At 58.9% G+C, this 24,149-nt stretch carries 27 protein-coding genes; 16 read left to right on the forward strand and 11 right to left on the reverse strand.

Going from position 1 to position 24,149, the window contains the following annotated elements:
• Positions 1-13: 13 nt before the first annotated feature.
• The 3 genes from rsgA to HHJ16_RS12975 are packed head-to-tail and all read right to left on the reverse strand — an operon-like array spanning position 14 to position 2,591.
• Positions 14-988: a ribosome small subunit-dependent GTPase A gene (gene rsgA / locus HHJ16_RS12965; RefSeq protein ID WP_296901213.1), complete on the reverse strand. Its 975-nt coding sequence runs from the start codon at positions 986-988 to the stop codon at positions 14-16.
• Positions 985-1,305 carry a 4a-hydroxytetrahydrobiopterin dehydratase gene (locus tag HHJ16_RS12970; RefSeq protein ID WP_296901215.1) on the reverse strand — a complete coding sequence of 107 codons (321 nt, stop codon included), beginning with the start codon at positions 1,303-1,305 and terminating at the stop codon, positions 985-987. Before HHJ16_RS12970 ends, rsgA begins: the two co-directional genes overlap by 4 nt.
• A gap of 11 nt (positions 1,306-1,316) precedes the next feature.
• Positions 1,317-2,591: a M48 family metallopeptidase gene (locus tag HHJ16_RS12975; RefSeq protein WP_296901217.1), complete on the reverse strand. Its 1,275-nt coding sequence runs from the start codon at positions 2,589-2,591 to the stop codon at positions 1,317-1,319.
• Between the two features lie 35 nt (positions 2,592-2,626).
• Between HHJ16_RS12975 and orn the strand changes: the two genes are divergently transcribed.
• Positions 2,627-3,190 (forward strand): oligoribonuclease, encoded by a 564-nt coding sequence (gene orn, locus HHJ16_RS12980; RefSeq protein WP_296901219.1) that lies wholly within the window; start codon positions 2,627-2,629, stop codon positions 3,188-3,190.
• A 39-nt stretch (positions 3,191-3,229) separates the two neighbouring features.
• On the opposite strand, the gene HHJ16_RS12985 is transcribed toward orn, so the two are convergent.
• Positions 3,230-3,565 carry a 2Fe-2S iron-sulfur cluster binding domain-containing protein gene (locus HHJ16_RS12985; protein ID WP_296901221.1) on the reverse strand — a complete coding sequence of 112 codons (336 nt, stop codon included), beginning with the start codon at positions 3,563-3,565 and terminating at the stop codon, positions 3,230-3,232.
• Positions 3,566-3,707: 142 nt separating this feature from the next.
• Here HHJ16_RS12985 and HHJ16_RS12990 point away from each other — a divergent pair, with 142 nt between their 5' ends.
• Positions 3,708-4,229, forward strand: coding sequence for a GNAT family N-acetyltransferase (locus tag HHJ16_RS12990; RefSeq protein ID WP_296901223.1), 522 nt, complete (start codon positions 3,708-3,710; stop codon positions 4,227-4,229).
• Between the two features lie 62 nt (positions 4,230-4,291).
• On the opposite strand, the gene HHJ16_RS12995 is transcribed toward HHJ16_RS12990, so the two are convergent.
• Entirely contained in the window at positions 4,292-4,468 is a 177-nt protein-coding gene (locus HHJ16_RS12995) for a hypothetical protein (RefSeq protein ID WP_296901226.1), read from the reverse strand.
• Between the two features lie 329 nt (positions 4,469-4,797).
• Here HHJ16_RS12995 and HHJ16_RS13000 point away from each other — a divergent pair, with 329 nt between their 5' ends.
• Positions 4,798-5,142, forward strand: coding sequence for a hypothetical protein (locus tag HHJ16_RS13000; protein WP_296901228.1), 345 nt, complete (start codon positions 4,798-4,800; stop codon positions 5,140-5,142).
• Positions 5,143-5,423: 281 nt separating this feature from the next.
• Here the strand turns inward: HHJ16_RS13000 and HHJ16_RS13005 are convergent, their stop codons facing one another.
• A complete protein-coding gene (locus HHJ16_RS13005; RefSeq protein ID WP_296901230.1) occupies positions 5,424-5,624 on the reverse strand; it encodes a hypothetical protein in 201 nt (66 codons plus the stop codon).
• A 103-nt stretch (positions 5,625-5,727) separates the two neighbouring features.
• Positions 5,728-6,027: a hypothetical protein gene (locus HHJ16_RS13010; protein ID WP_296901232.1), complete on the reverse strand. Its 300-nt coding sequence runs from the start codon at positions 6,025-6,027 to the stop codon at positions 5,728-5,730.
• 331 nt (positions 6,028-6,358) lie between these two features.
• Between HHJ16_RS13010 and HHJ16_RS13015 the strand changes: the two genes are divergently transcribed.
• The 3 genes from HHJ16_RS13015 to HHJ16_RS13025 are packed head-to-tail and all read left to right on the forward strand — an operon-like array spanning position 6,359 to position 9,187.
• A complete protein-coding gene (locus HHJ16_RS13015) occupies positions 6,359-7,606 on the forward strand; it encodes a class I SAM-dependent methyltransferase (protein WP_296901234.1) in 1,248 nt (415 codons plus the stop codon).
• Between the two features lie 25 nt (positions 7,607-7,631).
• Positions 7,632-8,645 (forward strand): tRNA-dihydrouridine synthase, encoded by a 1,014-nt coding sequence (locus tag HHJ16_RS13020; RefSeq protein ID WP_296901237.1) that lies wholly within the window; start codon positions 7,632-7,634, stop codon positions 8,643-8,645.
• Positions 8,646-8,677: 32 nt separating this feature from the next.
• A complete protein-coding gene (locus HHJ16_RS13025; RefSeq protein WP_296901239.1) occupies positions 8,678-9,187 on the forward strand; it encodes a DUF1993 family protein in 510 nt (169 codons plus the stop codon).
• Between the two features lie 49 nt (positions 9,188-9,236).
• Here the strand turns inward: HHJ16_RS13025 and HHJ16_RS13030 are convergent, their stop codons facing one another.
• Complete coding sequence (locus HHJ16_RS13030) at positions 9,237-9,692, reverse strand: DUF4864 domain-containing protein (RefSeq protein ID WP_296901241.1); 456 nt, start codon at positions 9,690-9,692, stop codon at positions 9,237-9,239.
• A 249-nt stretch (positions 9,693-9,941) separates the two neighbouring features.
• Here HHJ16_RS13030 and HHJ16_RS13035 point away from each other — a divergent pair, with 249 nt between their 5' ends.
• On the forward strand, positions 9,942-10,604 hold the full coding sequence (locus tag HHJ16_RS13035; RefSeq protein WP_296901246.1) for a dienelactone hydrolase family protein: 663 nt from the start codon (positions 9,942-9,944) through the stop codon (positions 10,602-10,604).
• A 115-nt stretch (positions 10,605-10,719) separates the two neighbouring features.
• On the opposite strand, the gene HHJ16_RS13040 is transcribed toward HHJ16_RS13035, so the two are convergent.
• On the reverse strand, positions 10,720-11,343 hold the full coding sequence (locus HHJ16_RS13040) for a hypothetical protein (protein ID WP_296901248.1): 624 nt from the start codon (positions 11,341-11,343) through the stop codon (positions 10,720-10,722).
• Positions 11,344-11,667: 324 nt separating this feature from the next.
• Between HHJ16_RS13040 and gshA the strand changes: the two genes are divergently transcribed.
• On the forward strand, positions 11,668-13,242 hold the full coding sequence (gene gshA, locus HHJ16_RS13045; RefSeq protein ID WP_296901250.1) for a glutamate--cysteine ligase: 1,575 nt from the start codon (positions 11,668-11,670) through the stop codon (positions 13,240-13,242).
• Between the two features lie 153 nt (positions 13,243-13,395).
• Here the strand turns inward: gshA and HHJ16_RS13050 are convergent, their stop codons facing one another.
• Positions 13,396-14,085 carry a type 1 glutamine amidotransferase domain-containing protein gene (locus HHJ16_RS13050; protein WP_296901252.1) on the reverse strand — a complete coding sequence of 230 codons (690 nt, stop codon included), beginning with the start codon at positions 14,083-14,085 and terminating at the stop codon, positions 13,396-13,398.
• 250 nt (positions 14,086-14,335) lie between these two features.
• Here HHJ16_RS13050 and ylqF point away from each other — a divergent pair, with 250 nt between their 5' ends.
• On the forward strand, positions 14,336-15,295 hold the full coding sequence (gene ylqF, locus HHJ16_RS13055; protein WP_296901254.1) for a ribosome biogenesis GTPase YlqF: 960 nt from the start codon (positions 14,336-14,338) through the stop codon (positions 15,293-15,295).
• Between the two features lie 53 nt (positions 15,296-15,348).
• Here the strand turns inward: ylqF and HHJ16_RS13060 are convergent, their stop codons facing one another.
• A complete protein-coding gene (locus tag HHJ16_RS13060) occupies positions 15,349-16,620 on the reverse strand; it encodes an FAD-dependent oxidoreductase (protein WP_296901255.1) in 1,272 nt (423 codons plus the stop codon).
• Positions 16,621-16,774: 154 nt separating this feature from the next.
• Here HHJ16_RS13060 and HHJ16_RS13065 point away from each other — a divergent pair, with 154 nt between their 5' ends.
• The 7 genes from HHJ16_RS13065 (at position 16,775) to HHJ16_RS13095 (ending at position 23,991) form a co-directional block, all read left to right on the forward strand.
• Positions 16,775-17,179, forward strand: coding sequence for a hypothetical protein (locus HHJ16_RS13065; protein WP_296901257.1), 405 nt, complete (start codon positions 16,775-16,777; stop codon positions 17,177-17,179).
• 234 nt (positions 17,180-17,413) lie between these two features.
• On the forward strand, positions 17,414-18,625 hold the full coding sequence (gene ubiM, locus HHJ16_RS13070; protein ID WP_296901259.1) for a 5-demethoxyubiquinol-8 5-hydroxylase UbiM: 1,212 nt from the start codon (positions 17,414-17,416) through the stop codon (positions 18,623-18,625).
• Between the two features lie 151 nt (positions 18,626-18,776).
• Positions 18,777-19,958 carry an FAD-dependent monooxygenase gene (locus HHJ16_RS13075; protein WP_296901260.1) on the forward strand — a complete coding sequence of 394 codons (1,182 nt, stop codon included), beginning with the start codon at positions 18,777-18,779 and terminating at the stop codon, positions 19,956-19,958.
• Positions 19,959-20,179: 221 nt separating this feature from the next.
• Entirely contained in the window at positions 20,180-20,830 is a 651-nt protein-coding gene (locus HHJ16_RS13080; RefSeq protein ID WP_296901261.1) for a TetR family transcriptional regulator, read from the forward strand.
• Positions 20,831-20,840: 10 nt separating this feature from the next.
• A complete protein-coding gene (locus HHJ16_RS13085; protein WP_296901263.1) occupies positions 20,841-22,058 on the forward strand; it encodes an efflux RND transporter periplasmic adaptor subunit in 1,218 nt (405 codons plus the stop codon).
• Positions 22,055-23,254, forward strand: a complete 1,200-nt coding sequence (locus HHJ16_RS13090) for an ABC transporter permease (RefSeq protein ID WP_296901265.1) — start codon at positions 22,055-22,057, stop codon at positions 23,252-23,254. The genes HHJ16_RS13085 and HHJ16_RS13090 overlap by 4 nt, the downstream gene beginning before the upstream one ends.
• 5 nt (positions 23,255-23,259) lie before the next feature.
• The gene (locus tag HHJ16_RS13095; protein ID WP_296901267.1) at positions 23,260-23,991 is read left to right on the forward strand and encodes an ABC transporter ATP-binding protein; all 732 of its coding nucleotides are present in this window, start codon (positions 23,260-23,262) and stop codon (positions 23,989-23,991) included.
• The last annotated feature ends 158 nt before the right edge of the window (positions 23,992-24,149 follow it).

Below are 24,149 nucleotides of genomic sequence, written 5' to 3' on the forward strand. Positions count from 1 at the left end.
TCTGATACCTCTTTTAATAGCGAGTCTGCGAAAGTTCGGCAAACAGTTCGCCGTATAAACGGTATCGGCTTGCGCTGATGCTGCTTGCATGAGCGGTTGATTTAAGCTCTGAAATCACACCGCAGCCAGGCTCGTGCAAGTGCGTACAGTTGTAGAACTTGCAATTCTGTGCATACGCCCTGAAATCGGGCATGTAGTTGGCTAGCTGCATCGGCTCAATGTGGTTCAGGCCAAACTCCTGGAAGCCTGGTGAATCGATCAGGGCCGTAGTTCTGGCACCCTCCTTATCCGCATCCACCCAGTACAGCGTGGTGCTGGTGGTGGTGTGCTTACCGGAATTCAGGGCTTGGGATATCTCCGCCGTCAGCACGCGCGCCTGGGGCACCAGAAGATTGGTCAGGCTGCTTTTTCCGGCCCCTGAAGGGCCCAGTACCAGTGTTTTTTTGCCACGCAGCAAATCCAGTAATTCGGCAGCTTGTGCGTCATTCGCATTTGTCGGGGTGGTTTTGGGACTGATCGCGAGCGCAAGCATTTTGTAGCCCATGGTCCGGTACGGTGCCAGCTTGGTCCAGGCGCGCCCGAACGGCTCGGTCAAGTCGCTTTTGTTCAATGCGATGAGCGGGGGAATGCGCTCTGCTTCGGCAGCGATCAGGGCCCGTGTCAGTTGACTCTCTGAAAACTCGGGCTCCGCGGCAATCAGAATCAGAACCTGGTCCAGATTCGCGGCAAACGATTTGGTCCGCATCTCGTCTTGCCGGTAGAACAGATTGCTGCGCTCTTCTATTTTCTCGAGTGTGCCTTCATCCTGCGAGGGAAGCCAGCGCACCCGGTCACCGACGACAGCCTGGTTTTTTTTGCCGCGCGGATGACAGATGACGCGCTGGCCGGTATCCGTTTCAACCAGCACATGACGGCCAAAACTGGCCACTACCAGACCGGGTTGTGTGCCCGACACCGCTGCGGCGCCCGGACGCGCAGGTTTACTCAAACCAGCAAGGCGTCAACCCTGGACGCACAGAAAAAGTCACTGATTGAAATGCCGCTCACCTCGTGCGTGTTAAAGCGAACGGTGCATAGGCCGTAGCTCACCCGCAGATCCGGATGATGGTCTTCGGTATTGGCGATAAAGGCCAGCGCGTTCACAAAACCAATCGTCTCATGGTAGTTTTTGAACGTGAAGGTTTTCTCCAGCGCGCCGTCTATCAAGCGCCAGCCCTGCGCCTGCTCGCCATTGAGTTTGCTCAGGTGCGTCACAATTTCCGTGGCGCTCAAGGCCCTGCGGTTTTGATGAATTGGATTCTTCATGGCGCCGTGCTTTAGATTGACGGGGCCATGCGACCCAGCCGCTCGGAGGCGGGCGGGTGCGAATAGTAGAACTTTACATACACCGGGTCGGGTGTCAGCGTGCTGGCATTGTCTTGATATAACTTGAGCAGGGCGCTTTGCAGATCCCGGCCATCTGTTTGCAACACCGCATAGGCATCCGCTTCAAACTCATGCTTGCGCGACAGTTGGGCAAACACGGGCGATACAAAAAAGCTGAAGAGTGGCACCACCAGCATGAATAGCAGCAAGGCGATCGCGTCGTTGGAGACCGCAACGTTCGGCCGAATGCCCAGGCCGGTATAAAACCACGTTTGTGATGACAGCCAGCCCAGCAGAGCAAAGCCGACAAGGCTCATTGCAAACATCGCAATAATGCGTTTGATGATGTGTTTGTGCTTGAAATGCCCCAGTTCGTGCGCTAACACGGCATCCACCTCGCCAGGACTCAACTGCTTGAGTAAAGTGTCATAAAACACCACGCGCTTGGCCGCGCCAAAACCGGTGAAATAGGCGTTGGCATGGGCCGATCGCTTGCTCCCGTCCATCACGAACAGGCCTTTGGCGGCAAAGCCACAGCGTTGCATCAAGGCGGTCACCCGCGCCTTGAGGTTCTGGTCGTCTAGCGGCTTGAATTTGTTAAACAGCGGGGCAATCACGGTCGGAAAGAGGACCAGCACCAAGAGGTTGAAACACATCCACACCCCCCAAGCCCACAGCCACCACAAACGGCCTGCGCTACCCATCAGCCACAAAATCAGGGCGATGATAGGCAAGCCGACCACAGCGCCGACCAGCAAGGACTTCGCTAAATCCACCAGCCAAAGCCGGAATGTCATTTTATTAAAGCCGAAACGCTGTTCCAGCCGGAAGGTGGCGTAAAGCGTGAAGGGCAAGTCCAACAGGCCGCTGATGACAGCAAATGCGACCAGCAGGGCCAACTGAGGCACCAGGCTGCCATAAGCGACCAAGTTCGAATGAGTCACCGCTTGGTTCAGAGCGTCCAGCCCGCCCAATAACGTCCAACCCAGCAGCAGGACAGCGCCAAAAGCCGTCTGGAGCATTCCAAAGCGCGCCTTGGCAATCGTGTAATCTGCCGCTTTTTGGTGCGCCTGGAGTGAGATCGTGGCGGCAAACACAACGGGTACGTTTTCTTTATGTCGTGCCACATAGCGTATTTGCCGCGAAGTCAGGTAAAACTTGATCAGCAATCCCAGCACCAGAACCGTTGAAAACAGTCCGGTGAAAACAAGTGAATAGTCGGTCATGGCCGGAAGTTTAGGCTATCGGCGAGAATTGCGGGATGCCTGAAATTGAATCCACTCTTAAAAAATCAGATCTGAATCTTGTCTGGCTCGACTGCGAAATGACCGGACTGGATCCGGAGAAGGAAAGGCTGATAGAAATAGCCGTGATCGTCACCGGCCCGCAACTTACGCCGCGCATCGAAGGCCCTGTCCTGGCGATCCACCAGTCGGACGAGTTGCTGGACAAAATGGACAATTGGAACAAAGGCACACACGGTCGGAGCGGGTTGATCGACAAGGTCAAAGCCAGCACCGTGACCGAGGAAGATGCCCAAGCGCAGTTGTTGGCGTTTTTGGCGCAATACGTGCCCAAAGGGACGTCGCCTTTGTGCGGCAACAGTATCAGCCAGGACCGCCGGTTCCTGGTCAAGTACATGCCCAAGTTCGAGGCCTTTCTTCACTACCGGAATGTAGATGTCAGCACTTTCAAGGAACTGGCTAAACGCTGGCGGCCCGAGGTGTACCGCAGTTTCAAAAAGCGCCAAAGTCACACCGCGCTGGCCGATGTGCATGAGTCGATTGACGAACTGGAACATTACCGGGAACATTTTCTGAAGTAGCCGAATGCCGAGCGCCCCCGGACGACAAGGCTCGGGCAATCAGGCCGGCAGGCGAATCACCAGATCCGAGGACGGGTGTGCGACGCAGGGAAGAATGTAACCTTGCTGCTTCTCCTCGGCGCTTAAGCCAGGCCATTCGACCCGGTAGACGACCTCGCCGCTGACGAGCTGGCAGAGGCAGGTGCGGCAGGTGCCGTTGCGGCACGAGTTTCGGAGTGCCAATCCCGCCAACTCAGCAGCCTGCAATAGCGGCACCGAAGCGGGCGCTTCAAACGAGAGGTCGGCCCGCTCTACGCGTGCCGTAAAAACACGGTGGCCCGAATCGGACCCGCTGGTCTGATCCGAAACTAAAGGAGTAGGGCTGCTGCCTGGCATGGGTGACGGTACTGGACTTTTCGGGGTTCGCGGTGGAGAAGGAGCACTGAATTTACCCCAAGCCCGGTTTGTATCCCGTCGAATTGCGCGACAATCCTGCCTCTCGACCTTTTCCCTTACTGATTCACAAGCGATTTTTTTAATGTCCAGCTACTCCGTTCGACCCGCCACCGCCCGCGATGCAAAAGCCATTGCCGAAATTCACGTTGCCGCTTGGCAAGCCGCCTATTCGAACCTGATGTCTGAGGAATACCTCAAAAAAATGACGCTGGAAAAACGCTTGGCCTACTGGCGCGAAGCCATCGAGTTCAGCGAACCGCAACTGCTGGTGGCGACAGAGGGTGAGCAGGTTGTCGGCTTTGTGGGCTTCGACCGCTCACGCGACGCGGGTACCAAGTCCTCCGTGGGCGAAATCTGGGCTATTTACGTGGCGCCGGCTCACTGGGGTAATGGTGCGGGCGTGGCCTTATGGGACGGGGCTAGAGAAGGATTAAAAGAAGAAGGCTGCAAGCATGTGACTCTATGGGTGTTGCTGCGGAACGAGCGCGCGTTGCGATTTTGCGAACACGCCGCAGGCTTCAAACGCGAAATGCCGTCGCTCAAGACGGTTGCTTTTGATCACGTAAAGCTGGAAGAAATACGCCTCAAGCGGATAGTCGACTAAAGACTCGCCGGAAACCTCGCATCAGCATCGACGGCTGATGCCAGTCGTGGGTCTTGGTGCGCTCAGGACGGCACACTCACTTCCCTCTCTTCGTCGGGAATAAGCGGCGTCCCCTCGTCGGGCTGTACCGGCAACTCCAGGCCCTCTTCGTCCTCATCGATTTCCTCGGGTACTCCCCGGCGCGGTTGGTTGTGATCGGCTTCGCCGGTTTTAAGGGCGGATTTTGCAATGATGAGCATAGTCAATCTCCTTCACAGTTTTATGGTTACGGGCCGCATCATTTAAACCATAAGGTGAATCACTGTCTATGAATCACTTGTTTTTTGGGGACCCGGCTAATATTCTGAACTACAGGGTGGCTCTAAAACAAGTTTTTTGGAACTGTGTGGAAAGACACTCTATCGTCCTACAGGCAGGCCCTCTGGCACCGTACAGGCTTGGGCCAGTGATTCTTCTAAGGTTACTTAGTGGTGTTCATGTTCGCGATTTCACCATTCTCCGGAGTCTGTCCGGTCGAGCAACCGACGCGGCATCGGCCCATAAGTAATAATTTTTGGAAGAAAACATCATGGAAAAATTCACCCTCGACACCAGTAATACGCTGTCCGACAGCGCCATCCAACGCGGCGTTGATTCGGCCGGTGCAGCCTTGCACAACACAATCAATAAGGTGGCTGAGCCAGCGCGCAACACGTTGGACCGCATGTCTACTGCGGCGCATGAGACGGTCGACAATCTCGCTAATAACGCAACCCATGTAGCCGGTCGGGTATCGGATCAAACAAGGCGTGTGACCGAGGCACCGGCCCGGGCACTTGGCTATTCAAAATCCTGGGTACAGGAAAGACCGCTCGAAGCGGTGGGTGCAGCGTTGGCAATCGGTTTTATTTTTGGACGTCTGACGGCTCGTTGATAAGTTCTTCCGGGCCTGCCAAACAGACTGTTAAAAACCGCCGGGAGGCGGTTTTTCTTTGTTCGCAGAAATTGACAGGTGAATTTTTTATGCAATCGTTATGGTGGAAAAGATATTTCTCTTGATTGCTGCCTTACCACGATTGAAGTTCATCAACGAATCGACCCGGTTGCAATTGTGCGGGCTCTAAATCTGCCGACATGAAAAGCCGAGCCATTGCCTGACATCGGTGATCCCTTACATTCGGATTTCTCGGCAAGAAGGTAAAAACCTTCTCGGGATCAGTCCCGGAACTTTTCGGACTTGCTGGTGTAGCTCGGCTGATCTTCTTTGTGATCCGTCTCCGAGGCGGGAATGTCTGCCACGGTGAACGGCCAGCGTCCTCTTTTTAGCGGGGCTGTCGGCATCGCGGCCTCTCGAGCGCGCTGCTCAAGGGTTTTTCGGCTGTCGCCGCTGGTCGGGGGCAGGGTGAACGTCGGCATGGTTTCTCCACAAATTAAGCTTCGACGTTAATGGACATGCGTGGTGCCGCGTGTAGGCTTGGAAGGCCGCTGAGTGTAGGAAGGTTTGCGTTGTAGGTGTTGTTCAGTGCTTGGCATCAAACCAGGGCTGCGATGTGATTAAGATTTCGCGACGAGCCTGTGCCATGTCTCGCAACAGCGGAACGAGGCGTGTGTGAGCCGACTTATCGCCCGTGACGATAAGCTGCATTTCGTGTTCGTATCGCGCGCTGACTGTTTTCCAGAGCAGGTAGGCGTTGTCAAAACGCTGGCGCGCCTCATTCTTCAGGCCGTAATGGCTAGGCGCGCCATGGCAAACATAGGCGCGCTCGATTTCCTTGCTAAAACGGGGATGAAACCCGTGCTTGATTTTTCCAGTTTGCATTGCATGCTCCCAATCAGTCGACTTTGAAGCATACGTAACGAGCCAGGACAAAACTTTGATTTATGCGGTTTTGCGCGGATTTGATGCAGTAGTTACACCTGATAACAAGCGCCAGTGAATTCGGCACTTCCCCCTGGTCCGCCGGGTAAATGAAGCCCTGCCTGAGGGTTCCGGGTGATCAGAATGCGCTATTTAATGGATAGCGAACAGAAGCCGTATCTATGAGCGTAGCGTGGCATTTATTTTATGAGATCGTTTTTTTATGGTTTTTCCCGAGGGGCTGTCCTCATCTGTTAAAACAGAGGAGATTTTTTTTCCAGTATTCCCTTCAATGACCATTTTTTCACGCGTTTCCAGTCTGGAAGATACGCCCAGTCTGCCTTCCATTCAGTGGATAGAGGCGGGCGAGACGCGCACGGCGCTTTGGCGCTCGGAGCGTGGTGCACCCTCCCCCAAACGGGTGAGGGTGGCTGATGACACCCTGTCGGCCGACGCCGCCTACCGGCTTGCCTGTGAAGGCACCGCCTTGCTCTGGCGAGGAGATTTTCAAAATGCCAGGCAGTTGTTGCAGGCGCTGGCGCGGCGGATCGATAAACCGCCCAAAGCTCCCAAAAACCTCCGGAGAAAGTCGGCAGAGGCGTCGGATTCTTCAGCCTTGCCGGAGCCCTTGGCTGAGGCCTTTCACCTGCACCGCCAGAGCCAATCGCAGCGGGCCCGAGTGTTGGGTATGGTGCTACTTTCTTTCGATGCAAATTACGGTATTGCGCTGCGCCGGGCGCCGGATGTACGGCAAGCCTGCACGCAAGCTTGGGGGCCTGCGGACGAAGCGGCGGGGCCCTCAGTGGCGTCGCTGCGCGAGTTGCTGGGCTTGATCAGCGCCCACGAGTGGCGCAAAAAAGGTGTTGAAATTGCAGCGCTCGGTGAGCCGCCCAACAACCGCATTCATCCCCACTACGGCGTTTTTTCCCCGGTGCGTGGTGAATACTTGGACCTGGTGGCGACGGCACCACTGCCGGTTGCGGTTAACCCGCTGGTCGCGTTTGACATCGGCACCGGTACGGGCGTTCTGGCCGCTTTGCTGGCACGGCGTGGCGTTGGACAGGTCATAGCCACTGACCAAGATCCGCGTGCGCTGGCCTGCGCCCGTGAGAACCTGGCTCGGTTAGGCCTGGCTGGCCGGGTTAATTCGCCGGTGCAGGTTGTGCAAGCGGATCTGTTTCCGCAGGGACAGGCCTCCCTTATTGTGTGCAACCCACCTTGGCTGCCGGCACGACCAGGCTCGCCGATTGAACGCGCGGTGTATGACGAAGGTAGCCGCATGCTGCTGGGATTTCTCAATGGGTTGGCGCTGCACCTGGCACCTGGCGGCGAGGGCTGGCTCATCCTGTCCGATTTTGCCGAGCACCTGGGTCTGCGCTCTCGGGCTGAATTACTGGCTTCCATCGAGGGCGCGAAATTGAAGGTGGTGGGCCGGCTGGATGCCAAGCCCGGGCATCCCAAAGCAGCGGACGCGTCGAATCCGTTGCACGCTGCGCGGGCGGCGGAGGTGACCTCGCTCTGGCGGCTGGCCGCCCTTTAGAGGTCGATTAAATAGTCCGCAACCCATGACCATCCTGCTCGCACCCATGGAAGGGCTCCTCGACTTCGTGTTGCGCGACATCCTCACGCGGGCGGGGGGGATTGACCGCTGTGTCTCCGAATTCATTCGTATTACCGACCAGTTGCTGCCGGAGCGCGTTTTCACGCGCATCGTCCCCGAGCTGAACACCGGCGGTCGCACGTTGGCCGGCGTGCCGGTGCGGGCTCAACTGCTGGGCTCTGACCCGGTCTGTCTCGCCGAAAACGCCGCCAGGCTCGCCACTTTGGGCCCTGCGGGCATTGATCTGAACTTCGGCTGTCCCGCCAAAGTGGTGAACCGCCATGGCGGCGGAGCGGCTTTGCTGGATGAACCCGAAACTATCTCGGCTATCGTCACAGCAGTGCGCCGCGCAGTACCTGCTCAGCTGCCGGTGTCCGCCAAAATGCGGCTGGGTAACCACGACGATTCGCGCGCTGTAGAGTGCGCGCTGGCCATTGCGGAAGGCGGCGCTGACGAACTGGTCGTACATGCCCGCACTAAGCAGCAGGCCTACAGGCCACCGGCCTATTGGGATCGTATTGCAGACATTCGTGCCGCAGTGACAATCCCGGTCGTGGCGAACGGCGAAATTTGGTCGGTGGACGACGCGCGCCGCTGCCGCGAAGCCTCGGGCTGCGACATGCTGATGCTGGGGCGTGGCGCGGTGACCGATCCAGGCCTTGCGCTGGCCATCAAGGCGTCCATCGGAACTCCCGCCGAACCGTCTTCTGCAGGGGCTGCAAACTATCCAGGGTCAGTGGGTATCACCTGGCCAACGCTGGTGTCGCTTCTGGCCGAGTTCTGGCTTGTCGTATGCACGCGACTGGATGCTCGTTCGCGCGCTGGTAGGCTCAAGCAGTGGCTCAATTTTTTGCGTCGTCGTTTCCCTGAGGCCGAAACCGCTTACCAGACCCTGAAATCCATTAATGACCCTGCGTTGGTTGATGAGTGGCTGTCGGGCGTGGTGCAGGCTACGAAGCGTCAATCATCCGCCACCTAATTCTCATTGCCACGCAGCTACTGAAAGAACCTATGACCAGTGCCATCTATACCGCCTCGATTCCCGTTTTCAAACAAATGTTGGGCGGACTTCAAGAGGTTTTGAGAAAAGCCGAAGCCCATGCAGTCGCAAAAGCGATCGACCCGAACGCGTTGCTACAAGCCCGTCTGTTTCCCGACATGTTCCCCTTGTTGCGCCAGGTCTTGGTCGCGACTGACTTTGCCAAAAGTGTGTCAGCCCGTCTGGCAGGCGTGGAGGTGCCCAAGATCGAGGAAACCGAGCAGACCTTTGCCGACCTGCAAACGCGCATCGCCACAGTACTGGCTTTTATTGAAGGGCTGAAGGAAGCCAGCTTTGATGATGCCGCCACGCGCGAGATCGTCACGCAAGCGGGGACGCCGAAAGAAAAGCGCTTTAATGGCGAGTCTTATTTGCTCAATTATGGTTTGCCACATTTCTTCTTCCACACCACTACGGCCTATGCCATCCTTCGCCAGGCAGGTGTCGAAGTGGGCAAAAAGGACTATATCGGTACGTATTGAGGGCGGGGCGATTGCTGAAACGATTTGTGTAAAAAAACAAATCGACTTATCAGGCCATACGTCCCTTGTTTTGAGTCACCACGCAGCCGGTGATCAGCCACGCTTTATTTTTCTGACGCTGCAGGCTGTAAATAGCCAGCCATGGATTGCCGTTGGCATCAAGCATTTGAACCCGCTGAATCACTTGGTTGTCCTTGCCCTCGGGCTTGAGGAAAGCGACTGAAGCGGGGCGGTAGATGATCGGATAATCGTTGCGCACCATGGCCAGAAAGCCTGCCGCTGTAGTGACCGCTTTTTGCACATTGGGGGCGGCGTAAGAAAACGCCTTGAGCGCATCATCGTTGGCAAAGGCTGCCAATTGGCCTTCCACCACGGCGCGAACGCTTTTTTCGTCAACCGCAGTGAGGGGGACAGCACCAACTGGCCCCAGCAGAATAAAGGCGCAGGCAGCAATTGCCAGCAACCCAGCCAGACGCACAACCAGAGAATGCGAATTTATTTTCATAGGGACGCTCTGCGCCGAATAAGGGAAAGGTTTATTGAACGATTGCGCAAATACTAGCAAAAAAACGGCTTGTCAACAGAGGCGTCGCCCACAAACCCACTATCTTCATCGCATGCACAACGCACCCTGCCCGCACGTTGACTATCGAGACACCCTAAAATAGCAGGCTGTTCATGGTCCTTGCAGCGACTGCAATTTTCTCTCTCCCTGAGCAGTCCCTCAAGCTCACAACCACTACCGGATAAGCGCATGTCCCTTGAAGTTATCGAAGCCCAAACCGGCGGAAACCCGGTTGCTACCATTCTCATCATGCACGGTTTAGGGGCAGACGGGCGTGACTTTTTGCCGATTGCCGAGCAGTTGGATTTGTCCAAGGTGGGCCCGGTGCGGTTTTTGTTTCCCAGCGCGCCTGCCATACCCGTCACCATCAACGGCGGCTACGTCATGCCTGCCTGGTACGACATACTCGGCACCGACTTGGCCAGACGCGAAGACGAGGTCGGTCTGCGTCATTCGCAGGCGTCGATTGAAGCGCTGATTTCGCGTGAAAAGTCGCGCGGTATTCCGGCCCACCGCATTGTGGTGGCCGGCTTTTCGCAAGGCAGCGCCATGGCGCTCATGACGGGCCTGCGCCACAAAGAGAGACTGGCGGGGATTGTCGGCCTGTCGGGGTACCTGCCGCTGGCGGACAAGACCGCTGCGGAGCGCAGTGCCGCCAATCAGGACGTGCCTATTTTTCTGGCCCATGGAACGCGCGATGGCGTGATCGCCTTGCCGCGGGCCGCCGCCTCACGTGATGCACTGGCGGTACTGGGCTACACGGTGGATTGGCACGAATACTCCATGGAGCATTCGGTCTGCCCCGAGGAGGTCGCCGACCTGAGCCGGTGGCTGCAGCACCTGCTGGCCTAGTCTGGCTTGTTCACCCGATTTCCCCGCGCTACGCGTTGTGAATCAATGCTGCGATTCGTCTTGGTGTGGCGGGCAGCATAAGCCATCAAAAAATAGCAGATTGAATTCGGTGGGTTTATAGCGCCGAGGGCCGGGTTTTTTCATACCCTACCGCAAACCCTTCGGCAGAGCTGTTGAGTGCTTGGTCTCGAATCATGAACAGCCGCTCAAGATCTTCTCGGGTATCGCTTTTCTCCTGGTCATCCCGAACCGTCTGATTGGGCGGAGTCAGCGCGGGAGATTGAATGTGAATGGCGGGAGCCGCCGGCGCTAGCCAGAAAGCCTTGTCAGGCACCGTGATGTAGGGACAGGTGTTCGCCATGTCAAGTTGCCATGAAATGCCCTGCAGCCATTCGGAGGCCCTCGGTTCAAAGCGTGCGATGTCCGTCATCAACTCGTTCTGGAGAGCAAAGGCATAGTTCATCAGGCGCTGGTCCCATTGCTTAACAACCACTCGCACATACATGCCCGGGCCACGGCTGTTGCTCGACACCACCAGCATATGCAGTTCCATCCAATGCGCTGGAATGCCGTGCTTGCGCAGCACATCGCGCAGCAGCACCTGCACCAGCTGGCGCCGGATGGCGTTCTCCGACCCCGCTTGTATGGTGGTGGGGCTGTCCCGGTTCGCGGTTGGTCCGGTACTGACCGGCTTTGCTTTTTTTGAGGTGCCAAGCAACTTGCGTATGAATCTATTCATTTTTATATAGGCTCCAATGTCGCACCGGATCGAAAGTCCCGGCCACGGGGTGCTACGGAACACGCTGCGGAAAGGCACGGTTTGCTGAAGGTTTTTATAGTCGTGGAGCGGGCCGGGCAAGTCAAGAAAGTTTCTGTACCATGGCGGTCAGATGCTCACAACGGGGGCCAAAGCGTGAATTTGTGCCGAAAAAGACCTGCGCGGGGCACGACTCCAACCGCTTGACGCCGGCGCCGCGCTGTGTTCGAAAGCCTGTTTTGCCAGCGCAAACCGCTGGCCTGTGATACCTTTCACGTCAATTAAGGAATCTGAGGAAATGACGATATGACTAAGTTGCAGGCGCCTGTAGGCGCGCTTTTGCAAGACCGCCTGAAATCGCTCACGCCGGCCCGGCTGAAGGGCATGCGTCGAGGTATTGAAAAAGAAAGCTTGCGTGCGCAGCCCAGCGGCGCCTTGGCGCTTACCCCCCACCCGGCCGCCCTCGGCTCGGCGCTCACGCACCCCGGCATTACCACCGACTTCAGTGAGTCACAGGTGGAGCTTGTCACCAGCGTGCACAGTAGCGAGGAGGCTGCGCTGGCGGAGCTCACGCAACTTCACCAATTCACCTTGCGCACCATGAAAGACATTGGCGACGACATGCTCTGGGCCTCCAGCATGCCCTGCGACTTGCCGACCGACGAGACCATCCCCATTGCGCGCTTTGGCTCGTCCAATGTCGGGCGCGCCAAAAGTGTTTATCGCATGGGGCTGAGCCACCGCTATGGCCGACGCATGCAGACCATTTCGGGCATTCACTATAACTGGTCGTTGCCCGATGTGACCAGCGAACAGTACTTTGCGCTGATTCGAAATTTCCGCCGCCATGCATTTCTGCTGCTGTACTTGTTTGGCGCATCGCCCGCCGTGTGCGCGACCTTTGTGGCGGGCCGGCAGCACGAGTTGCAATCACTCTCAAAGAGCACTATGTACATGCCGCACGGCACCTCTCTACGCATGGGGCGCCTGGGCTATCAGAGCGATGCACAAGCCTCGCTGGCGGTGAGCTACAACAGCTTGGAGGGCTACGGCGCCTCCTTGCAAGACGCGCTCACCCGGCCTTATCCCGCTTATGAAGCGGTGGGGATTCGCAACCCTGGCGGCGACTACAACCAGTTGGCGACTACGCTGCTGCAGATTGAAAACGAGTTTTACGGCACTATCCGCCCCAAGCGCGTGATCTTTCCGGGGGAGCGTCCCCTGCATGCCCTGCGCCAGCGCGGGGTTGAATATGTCGAGGTGCGCTTGATGGACCTTGACCCGTTTGAACAGGTCGGCATCAACGCGCAAACCATGCGCTTTCTGGATGTGTTTTTGCTCCATTGCCTGCTGAGTGATAGCCCCCCCGACACCCCGGAGGAAATTATTGAGTTCAAGCACAACCAGCACCATACGGCTGAACGCGGCCGCGAACCGGGTCTTACGTTAAAACGTGCCGGACGCGAGGTGCCGCTAACCGAGTGGGGTGCCGAGGTGGTGGCGCAATGCGCGCCCATCGCCGCAGCGCTGGACGCCGCACAGGGTGGCACGCAGCACAACAACGCGCTAGACGCGGCCAACGCGGCCTTGATGGACGCCAGCAAGCTGCCATCAGCCCGTGTGCTGGCTGCCATGGCGCAGGATTTTGACAACTCTTTCGTCAAGTTTGCACGTGCTCAGTCCAAAAAATCCAAAGTGGCACTGCAGAATCTTCCGTTTTCTGCCGAGCAGCACGCGCGTTTTACCGAGTTGAGTCGGCAGTCCATCGAACAACAAAAAATCATTGAAGCCTCGGACACCATGCCCTTTGAGGCATACCGCCAACAGTATGTCTCGGCGGATGGACTGGGGATGCCGGGCCGCCAACCTGCCCACGCTTGAGGCGTCCGTCGATACCGATAAAGTTACGAAATAAACCTCGGTATTTCAGGCTCTGCAAGCATCGGCAGCGTCGGGGTAGAGAAGCAATTTGGGTGGCAAGGGATGACGGAGCCGACGCATTGGAAATGCTTCGGCGCCGCACCCTCAACCCTTTCAGGCTTGCCGCTTTTCCAACAAGTGCAGCATCGCATGCGCGGCCGGGGCCGAGGATGCGGGATTTTGCCCGGTGATCAGGTTATCCTCGGTCACTACATAGGGTTGCCAGTCGGCGGCCTTGCTGTAAATTCCGCCGTTGTTGCTGAGCACGTCCTCCACCAAAAAAGGGACGATATCAGTGAGCTGTACCGCCGCTTCTTCGGTATTGGTAAAACCGGTGACCTTTTTGCCGCGCACCAGCGGCGAGCCGTTGGCCGCCTTGGTGTGGCGCAGTACGCCGGGCGCATGACATACAGCCGCCACGGGTTTTCCGGCGGCATACATGCTTTCGATAAGTTTGATCGAGTGGGCATCTTCCGCCAAGTCCCACAGTGGACCGTGGCCGCCTGGATAAAACACGGCGTCAAAGTTTTCGGGCAGCATGCTGGCTAGCTTCTTGGTATGGGCGAGTTCATTTTGGGCTCCCGTGTCGGCCTTGAAGCGCCGCGTAGCGTCGGTCTGGGAGTCTGCTTCGTCGCTTTTAGGGTCGAGTGGCGGCTGGCCGCCTTGCGGGGAGGCCAGCGTGACGTCGGCGCCGGCATCTTTGAACACGTAGTACGGTGCAGCAAATTCTTCAAGCCAAAAGCCGGTTTTTTTGCCGGTATTGCCCAATTTGTCGTGCGAGGTTAAAACCATCAATATTTTCATAATAATTCCTTAGTGTTACAGCGGCGGCTGCATGATAAATGTTGCAGGACAAAATTGCTTTTGCTGCAAATAGCAACCTTAAGGATCCCACAGTCAACGCCGCGCCATAGCAGGCGGGCGGACGGTTTGCATGTAAGCCGTGATCGCTTGGCACCGGCTGCTCAGCGCTGACACCGTTCACAATTCGTCTTTGCGAATGGACGAAGCGTTCGCCAACGCGCTGTGAAAAGTATAGAAAGAACATTCAGAGATGGCTATTCAATGGTTTCCGGGTCATATGCATTTGACGAAAAAGGCCATTAGCGAGCGCATCAAGGAAATTGATGTCGTGATTGAGCTGCTGGACGCGCGCCTGCCCGGCTCCAGCGCCAATCCCATGTTGGCCGAACTCACCGGCGCCAAACCCGCGCTGAAGGTGCTCAATAAGCAAGACTTGGCAGACCCTTCCCTCACCGCACTCTGGCTGGCCCACTATAACGGCCTCCCCGGCACGAGGGCCATTGGGCTGGATGCGAGCATGAGCACCCCGGCCAAAGCCCTCGTCGAGGCGTGCCGCGGGCTCGCCCCCAACCGCGGCAGCATGGTCAAGCCCATGCGTGTGTTGATTTGCGGCATTCCCAACGTCGGCAAATCCACACTCATTAACACCCTTACCGGCAAGCGCGCCACCAAAACCGGGGACGAAGCCGGCGTCACCAAACTGGAGCAGCGTATCGTGTTGGCGGATGGGTTTTACCTGTGGGACACGCCGGGCATGCTGTGGCCGCGCATCATCGTGGCCAAGAGTGGCTACAACCTGGCCGCCAGCGGTGCGATCGGCCGTAACGCCTTTGAAGAAGAAGAGGTCGCGCTGGAATTGCTGGATTACCTTATCGGGCACTATCCGGGTCTGCTGGAAGCGCGCTACAAGGTGAAGGTAACGCCGGGTATCACCGATGAGCAACTACTGGAAGAGATCGGTCGCAAGCGCGGCGCGGTGCTGACCAAAGGCCGCGTTAATTTACAAAAAGCCGCTGAAATCGTGATCTACGAATTTCGTGCCGCCACGTTAGGCCGCATCACGCTGGAAGCGCCTGAAGAGTTTGCAGATTGGCTGGCTGTGGGTCAAAAGCGCGATGCGGAGCGGCAAGTCAAAAAGGACACGATCGAGACCAACCGCCTGGTCAAATTCAAGAAGATTCCCCGGCCTGCGAAACCCGAGGCGTCTTAACCCGGGCCAAGCTCACAAGGAGTCGAGGCGGCTCTCGTTAAACATCAGGTCACTTACTTATTCAGGCGCTCGATACCCAGCGCTTTGAGCATGTATTTCTCGTAAATCGGCTCGGAGCTGCCGTTCTTCATTTTGTACATGAAGTACTTTTCAAACGCCACTTTGGCGAGGTGTACCCATTTGCCCTTTTTGAACCAGTTCACGTTGCGCGGCGGGATCTGCGGGAGTGCGACGAAAGCCGCACCGGTGTCGCCCATGTCGGCCAGGCAGATCGCATTCCAGGTGGCCTTGGCGGTAGCGGGCTTGCCGGCCAAGTCGGAGGCAATGTTATGGACAATGGCTGTCACCATGGTCTCGATCATGTACCCCGTCTTGGGCGCACCGGTCGGCACCGGTGTGACCTCAACCGGCGGAATCGCGACGCACACGCCGGCCGAAAAGATGTTGCGATACTTCGTGCTGCGCTGGTACTCATCGATCAATACAAAACCGCGCGGGTTGCACAAGCCCTCTACCGCTGCTACCGGTTCCACGCCCTTGAAGGCGGGCAGCATCATGCTGAATTTAAAAGGCAGCTGGTGTTCTTTCTTCACTTGCCCGGTGTCGTCGAGCTCGGTTACGAACATCTTGCCGTCTTCGACTTTCGTGACCTTGGCGTTGGTGATCCACTTGATGTCGTTGCTGCGCAGCTCGCTTTCCAGCATGCCCTGGGAGTCGCCCACGCCGCCGAGACCCATGTGGCCGACGTAGGGCTCGCTTGTGATGTACGTCATCGTTACCTTGTTGCGAATTTTGCGGCGGCGCAGGTCTGTATTGACGATAAAGGCAAACTCATACGCCGGGCCGAAGCAGGACGCCATCGGCATGGCGCCGATGATGACCGGACCGGGCGCCTGGACCAGCGCCTGGTAGCTGGCCCAAGTTTGCTCGGCATGGTCGATGCTGCAGATCGACTGGGTGTACCCTTCGGGTCCGGCACCTGGCACTTCGTCAAAAGACAGTTTGGGGCCAGTCGTGATGACCAGATAGTCGTACGGCAACCGACTGCCGTCGGCCAGTTCCAGTGCGTTGCCAGCGGCGTCGATCTTGGCAACCCGCTGGGCCACAAAGCCGATCCCTTTTTTGTCCAGACAAGGCTTGATGGGAAAAGTGATGTCCTCGCGACCACGCCAACCCACTGCGACCCAGGGGTTTGACGGCACAAACTGGAAGTAGTCCAATGCACTGACGACGGTGATTCGGTGTTCCGTACCGAGCTCGGCGCGTAAGTCATAGGCGGCAGGCATTCCTCCGGTGCCAGCGCCCAGCACAACGATATGGGCCATGTTTGTCTCCTGATATAAGTTATGAGTAATATTTGATGTTGTCACACGACTTATGTGGCTAATTGATCCTGATCAATCAGGCGCTAGGGGTTTTCCAGACAATGGAACGCTTTATTTACCTTACTCGGCGATTCATCGCCCCTCAGGTGCACTCATGAACTGGTTAAAAAAAATCCCGCATACCAAGCGCGCTGCCAGCGGTCTGGAATGGTCCTTGTGGCGAAAGCTGCCGCTCATCACGTTGTTGGGGACGCTGCTGCCATTGCTGGCTTTGGGCCTAGTGCATTTGCTCGCCGATCCGCAGGCCAGCACTGAACAAGCCCGCTGGCTGCAACTGGCCGACTATGTCGTCGGTGGAGTGATTATTTTCCACTGGTCTATGGTGGTGACGGTCGGCATTGGCTGCGTGATCGTGATGGTGATGAAAGGTCCCGGCTACGTAGCTGATGGCTATCTTGTGTCTCACAGCGACCAGCCGCGCCAGGTCATGGAGACTGACGAAGAAGCCGCCAACCGTCGGAACCCCGGGACGACGGCGCGGCCTGATCCTGTTAAATAAAGCTTCTTCGCGCCACTCGCCGCGGTCAACCTTAGCGGCGTGCCCGCTAGCTAACCAGGCCTCCCTATCCTTCTGCCGCCATCAGGCTTGCTGGACTCCGCGAAGCGGGGTACGGTTTCCGTAACTCAGTCTAATAGGCGGGTCGCCCGGTAAGAAACTTCTAGGGAACTGCCCGCAAAGAGCTCTTGACCCACATCAAGACGCTGCTGGCCGTGCGTCGTTATCCTGTCCGGCATGAACTTTGACATCCTGATCTCGGGCGCTGGCCCGGCTGGGCTGTGCCTGGCGCGCGCACTGTCGGGGCAAGGCCTGCACACGGCGCTGGTGGAGCAGCAGACCTTGGCTGCCACCGCACAACCGGCGTTCGACGGACGCGAGATTGCGCTAACCCAGCATTCGGCGCAGCTCATGCGGACGCTCGGCTTGTGGCAGCGCATCGAGGCGCACGATCCGCACGCCCTGTCACCGCTGCGCGATGCGCGGGTACTCAATGGCCCATCGCCGTTCGCGATGGTGATTAGTCACGGCTTGGGGACGCACAGCGAGCTCGGCTGGCTGGTGTCCAACCACCTGATTCGCCGCGCCGCCTTCGAAGCCGTGCACGAGGCCCAGCAGAGGTACCACGACATCACGCTCCTCACGGGCGAACAGGTGGTGGGCGTGCGCACCGACGCGCAGGGGGCCCATGTGAGTTTGGCCAGTGGCGGCACGATGCACGCCAAACTGCTGGTGGCCGCCGACAGCCGCTTTTCAGCAACACGCCGCGCCATGGGAATCGCTGCCGACCTGCACGATTTTGGCCGCAGCATGCTGGTCTGCATGATGACGCACGACACACCGCACGACCATGTTGCTTGGGAATGGTTTGACTACGGCCAGACACTCGCCTTATTGCCGATGAACGATGACCCGGCTACTGGCGCGCACCGCTCGTCGGTAGTGCTCACGCTGCCCAGCCAGGAGATTGAACCGCTGCTGACCTTGGATGCGGAGGCCTTCGGTCATGAAATGGCCCGCCGATTTGCCCGTCGCTTGGGACTTATGACGCTTGTCAGCACGCGCCACGCGTATCCGCTGGTAGGGGTCTATCCGCGCAGAATGGTCGCGCAGTGTTTTGCCTGCGTGGGAGACGCCGCGGTCGGCATGCATCCGGTCACCGCCCACGGCTTTAACTTTGGTCTGCTGAGCATCGATGCCTTAGCGCGCGGCGTACTGGCGGCCCATGCGGCCGGTCGCGACATCGCTTCGGCCGAATTGCTTAATCACTACGAGCAGACCCACCGGCGGGCCACGCGCCCGATGTACCTGGCGACTCAGTTCATCACCCGGCTCTACACGCACGACACGCCGCCCGCCCGTGCGCTTCGCGATGTGGCGTTGCGAATCGGCGAGCGTCTTACGCCTTTCAAGCGCGCTGTGGCGGCGTCCCTAATGGGTGTTCGGTAACTTTATTCGCTATGACTTTAATAGCGGTATGGGTAATAAATGAATGGACTATGACCCAATACTGCATTAATTTTTGGCAGGGCAATTCCGAATCGCGTCCAAAAGCGCTGCCCCGTCTCCCGCTACCAGGCCTTGCCTTCACAATTCCAATATGACAAAACAAATTTTGATCGCGGGTGGCGGTATTGGTGGACTGGCTGCAGCTTTGGCCTGCACCCAGGCGGGTTGGCCGGTTCAGTTGCTGGAGCGCGCACGCGAGTTTGGCGAGGTGGGGGCGGGTATTCAGATCGGCCCCAACGTGGTGCGCATACTCCACCGCTGGGGGTTGGAGCCGGCGTTGCGTCAAGTGGCCGCGTTTCCCGACGTGCTGCAGGTGCGCAGTGCTTCCAGTGGCGCCGAACTTGGGCGCTTGCGGCTGGGGGAACGGGTGCGCGCGCGTTATGGCGCGCCATATGCCACCATCCATCGGGCCGATATTCACCAGCTGCTGTTGAAGGCTGTGGAGCAGAGGGCGGATGTGAAGCTGCACCTGGGTCAATGGCTGGAGTCTTTTGTACAGGAGGGTGACGGGGTGCGGGTGCAGACCCTGGACGGGTTGGCGCTGCAGGGGGAGGCGTTGGTGGGCGCCGATGGCCTATGGAGCAGCGTGCGGCAACTGCTGCTCGAGGATGCCGCCCCGCGCGTGACCGGCCATTTGGCCTATCGGGCCATGGTGCTTCAACAGGACTTGCCTGAACGGCTTCGTAGCCAGCAGGTCACAATCTGGTTGGGACCCGATCTGCATCTGGTCCAGTACCCCGTGCGGTGTGGCCGTTGGCTGAATGTTGTGGGTATCGTACATGGCCTGGTCGACGGCAATCTGGACGACTGGGACCACGACACCAATGCCCAAGGCCTGCGCGCGGCGCTGACCGGCACCTGCAGCCCGCTCCAGGACTTGATCGGTGCCATCGACCATTGGCGCCTGTGGGCGCTGTGCGACCGCCCGCCCATGAAGGGGGCGCATGAGCAGGCTAAAGGCCGGGTAGCGCTGCTGGGAGACGCCGCCCATCCCATGCGGCCCTACATGGCGCAGGGAGCGGGCATGGCGATAGAGGACGCCGCCTGCCTGCAACAGGTGCTGATCCGGCCAGGACTGACCATGGCGCAACGGCTACAAGCTTATGCAGAGCAACGTTGGCAGCGCAACGCGCAAGTGCAGGCTCGCTCGATTCGAAACGGCCAGATTTTTCATGCCCGTGGATTCATGCGCTGGGCGCGCGACCTGTCGATGCGCCTGCTGGGCGAACGAGTGCTGGATGTACCGTGGCTCTATCGCGGCCCGGGCGCTTGAATACCTTGTCAGGGTAGAAAAAGAGCTGCAGAGCTTGGCTTTGCCATCAATCGCCCCACTTTTCTCGGCCTCTCCGAGGCGCGAGATTCAGCCGCCTCAATTTTGTAAAACAAGGGCAAGACGGCTTGCCTTTAAATACTGAAACTCGGACTACCGAATCTGCGCTCAGGGGCCAAGTCTGGTCTTACAATATAAGTAATTGAGCAATTACTTAGAAGGCCATGGACATATCCGGCAAACGTTCCAAGCAGCCCACCGAGGTCCGTCAGACCAGTCTGGTGGAGGCGGCATTGAAACTGGCCGCCCAGCGCAGTCCGGCGGACATTACCACGGGCGATCTGGCGCAAGTCGTCGGCCTCACGCAAGGCGCCGTGTTTCGGCACTTTGCCAATAAGGAAGCCATCTGGCTGGCTGCGCTGGACTGGACCACCGACACCCTGATGACCCGGCTAAACGTCGCGGCAAGCGCTGCGTTGACCTCCTTGGACGCGCTCAGAGCGGTGTTCATGGCGCACGTGGACTTTGTAGTGGCGCATCCCGGTGTGCCCCGGGTGATTTTTCAGGAGCTGCAGCGCGCGCAGGACACTGCACTCAAGTCCCGCGTTCGCGCGCTCATGCTGCAGTACCGGATATTGCTTGCGGGTCTGCTGCAACGCGCGCAAACCGAGCGTTTGCTGGCCCCGGACACCGATCTGCAGGCCGCCGCAGTGCTGTTCGTCGGCTCAATACAGGGGCTGGTGATGCAGTCGCTAATCAGCGGCGACGTGAACGCCATGCGCGTGCAGGCGCCAGGGGTGTTCACGATTTATCTGCGGGGGCTCTCTGCGGCGGATTGCGGTGCATCGGCCGATAACCACATTGATCATCCATGAAGGCAAGCACATGAAACCCAGTTCTTTTTTATCGCGCCGCTTTGTCTTGGGCGGACTGGTCGTGTTGCTGCTGGGCACCTTGGCCTTCGTGGCGCTGCGGACCGGTCCGCTGGCGCCTACACGCGTCACCGTCACGGCCGTGCGGGAAGGCCGCTTGAATCCGGCGATCTTTGGTATTGGCACCGTAGAAGCGCGACGCGGCTGGATGGTCGGCCCCACGGTGGCAGGCCGGGTGCTGGCTGTCAAGGTGGATGTGGGCGACCGGGTGAAGGCGGGGCAGCTGCTGGCCGAAATGGACCCCGTGGATCTGGACCAGCGCCTGACCGCCCTGGACGCGTCCCTGGCCCGCGCAGGCAGCACGCAAACCGCCGCGCAGGCCCAACTGGCGGACGCGACGGCGCGGCAAGGGCTGGCCGCTATCAACGCGCGGCGCAACCAGGACCTGGCCGCGCAGAACTTCATCAGCGCGGGCGCGCTTGAAGCCCGAATGCAGGAAAAAGCCTCGGCCGACGCCGCCCACCAAGCTGCGCAAGCCAACCTGACGGGCACTGGCCAAGACATGGCCCGCCAGACAGCCGAGCGCAGCGCGCTGGCGCAGCAGCGCGGCAATATGCGCCTGCTGGCACCCGCGGATGGGGTGGTGACCAGCCGCGACGCCGAAGTGGGCACCACCGTGGTGGCCGGTCAACCGGTGCTGCGCCTGATTGACCCGGCCAGCCTGTGGGTGAAGCTGCGGGTGGATCAAGGTCGCTCAGCCGGACTGATGCCGGGTCTGAAGGCCAGCATCGTGCTGCGCTCACGACCGAATGCGCCTTTGGGAGGTCAGGTTGCCCGGGTAGAAATGTTGGCCGACAGTGTGACCGAAGAACGTATCGCCCAAGTGGCGTTTCAGCAGCCACCGGCTGTCGTTTCGGCCGGCGCCTCAGTCGGCGAATTGGCGGAGGTCACGCTGCAGCTGCCCGAAACACGCCCGTCGCTGCTGATGCCGAGTGCCAGTATTCAGCACCACCAAGGTCAGGCGGGCGTGTGGCGGCTGGAAGGCAGCAAGCCGGTGTTTGCGCCAGTGCGGCTAGGCGCCTACAGCCTGGACGGTCAGGTGCAGGTGCTTGACGGCTTGAAAGTCGGTGACTTGGTGGTGGTGTACAGCCAGAAGACCCTCATTTCCGGCAACCGCGTGCAGGTGGTGGACGCGTTGGTCCAGTCCGCGACAGCCGGCCGCGCACCATGATCAGCCTGGCCGGGCGTGACATTGCGCACAGCTGGGGCAAGTTCGTACTCACCGGCCTGGGTTTGGGTTTGCTGATCGGTGTGACCTTGAGCATGGCTGGAATTTACCGCGGCATGGTGGACGACGCGCAAGCGCTGCTGAATAACAGCGGCGCAGATCTGTGGGTAGTGCAAAAAGACACCCAGGGGCCTTATGCCGAATCATCCAGCCTGAAGGATGACGTGGTGCGGGGAGTGCGCGGCATGCCTGGTGTGGCGCAGGCCGCCAACGTGACCTACTTCACCATGCAGGTGCAAAACAATGACCGCGGTGGCGATGACACGCGGGCTATGGTGGTGGGGATCGAACCCGGCCAGCCCGGGGAACCAGGCTACCTGGTGGCAGGGCGCTACCTCACGCGCAGCCACTATGAGGCCGTCGCCGACGTGAAAGCGGGTTTCACCTTGGGCGACCACCTCCGCATCCGCCGCCACAACTACACGGTAGTGGGGCTGACGCGGCGCATGGTGTCGTCGGGTGGAGACCCGATGGTGTTCATTCCGCTTAAAGACGCACAAGAAGCTCAGTTTCTAAAAGACAATGACGCCATCGTCAATGACCGCGCGCGCACTGCCGCCAATCCCTCGTTCAACCGCCCCGGCGCGTCTGATCTGCTGGACGCGGTGCAGGCCCTGCAAACCAGCAGTCACAACGTCAACGCCGTGCTGGTGCAGTTGGCGCCCGGCTTTGGACCCGAGCAGGTGGCCGAGCCAATTCGCCGCTGGAAGCACTTGCAGGTATTCACACGTGAGGGCATGGAAGATATTCTGGTCGCCAAGCTGATCGCCACGTCGGCCAAACAAATCGGCATGTTTCTGGTGATTCTGGCCGTTGTCAGCGCCGCGATTGTGGCCTTCATCATTTACACCATGACATTGGGCAAGATCCGCGAAATCGCGGTGTTGAAGCTCATCGGGACGCGCAATGGCACGATTGCCAGCATGATCCTTCAACAGGCGCTGGGCTTGGGGTTGATCGGTTTTATCGTCGGCAAGCTGGCCGCCACTCTGTGGGCGCCCGTGTTCCCAAAATTTGTCTTGTTGCTGACGCAAGACGCGGCGATGGGACTGGCGGCGACGATGCTGATTTGCGCGCTGGCCAGCACGCTGGCCATCCGCGCTGCGCTGAAGGTGGATCCGGCACAGGCCATCGGGTGATAACCATGAACCACCTGACGCAAGCGCCACTTTCTGGCGGAATTTTGATCGAAGGCCTGCGCAAGGTCTATGGCCAGGGCGACACTGCCGTGGAGGCGCTCAAAAACGTCAATATGACCGTCGGGCCCGGCGAGGTGGTGGGGCTGGTCGGCCCGTCGGGCTCCGGCAAAAGCACGCTGCTCAAGTGCCTGGGCGCCATCATCGAGCCCACGTCTGGCCGCATGACGCTGGGCCATGAGGTGATTTACAACAACGGCTGGGCGGTTCGTGATCTGCGCGCCTTGCGACGCGACCGCATCGGCTTTGTGTTCCAGGCGCCTTATTTGATTCCTTTTCTGGACGTCACCGACAACGTCGCCTTGCTGCCCATGTTGGCGGGCGTGCCCAACGCCCAGGCGAGAGCCCGGGCGTTGGAGCTGCTGACTGCATTGGACGTCGCCCACCGAGCCAAAGCCGAGCCCTCGCAGCTGTCAGGCGGCGAGCAGCAGCGGGTTTCGATTGCACGCGCGCTGGCCAACCGCCCGCCCGTGATTCTGGCTGACGAGCCCACTGCGCCGCTGGATAGCGAACGCGCTCTGGCGGTCATGCGCATCCTGAATCAGATGGCGCAGCAAGCCCAGACGGCCATCATCGTGGTCACCCACGACGAAAAAATTATTCCGACGTTCAAACGGATTTATCACATCCGCGATGGTCAGACGGTAGAAGAAGCAGGCGAAGGCCGGACCCTGGAGTGAGAAAAAACGGCTCATTTCACGCCGCGCTGTGCTGCGGTCGCCCTGGTGGCCAGCCCCTTATCGCCGGGATCCTTCACGGGTCCAAAGACGCCGTCTCTTAGTTGGCCCGGTTGCCTTGAACCGCGTTTGCAATGCGTCGAATCACAGCCAGGCCAGGT

The organism is Polaromonas sp., from assembly GCF_012927485.1.
In the GTDB taxonomy this organism is placed as follows: domain Bacteria; phylum Pseudomonadota; class Gammaproteobacteria; order Burkholderiales; family Burkholderiaceae_C; genus Polaromonas.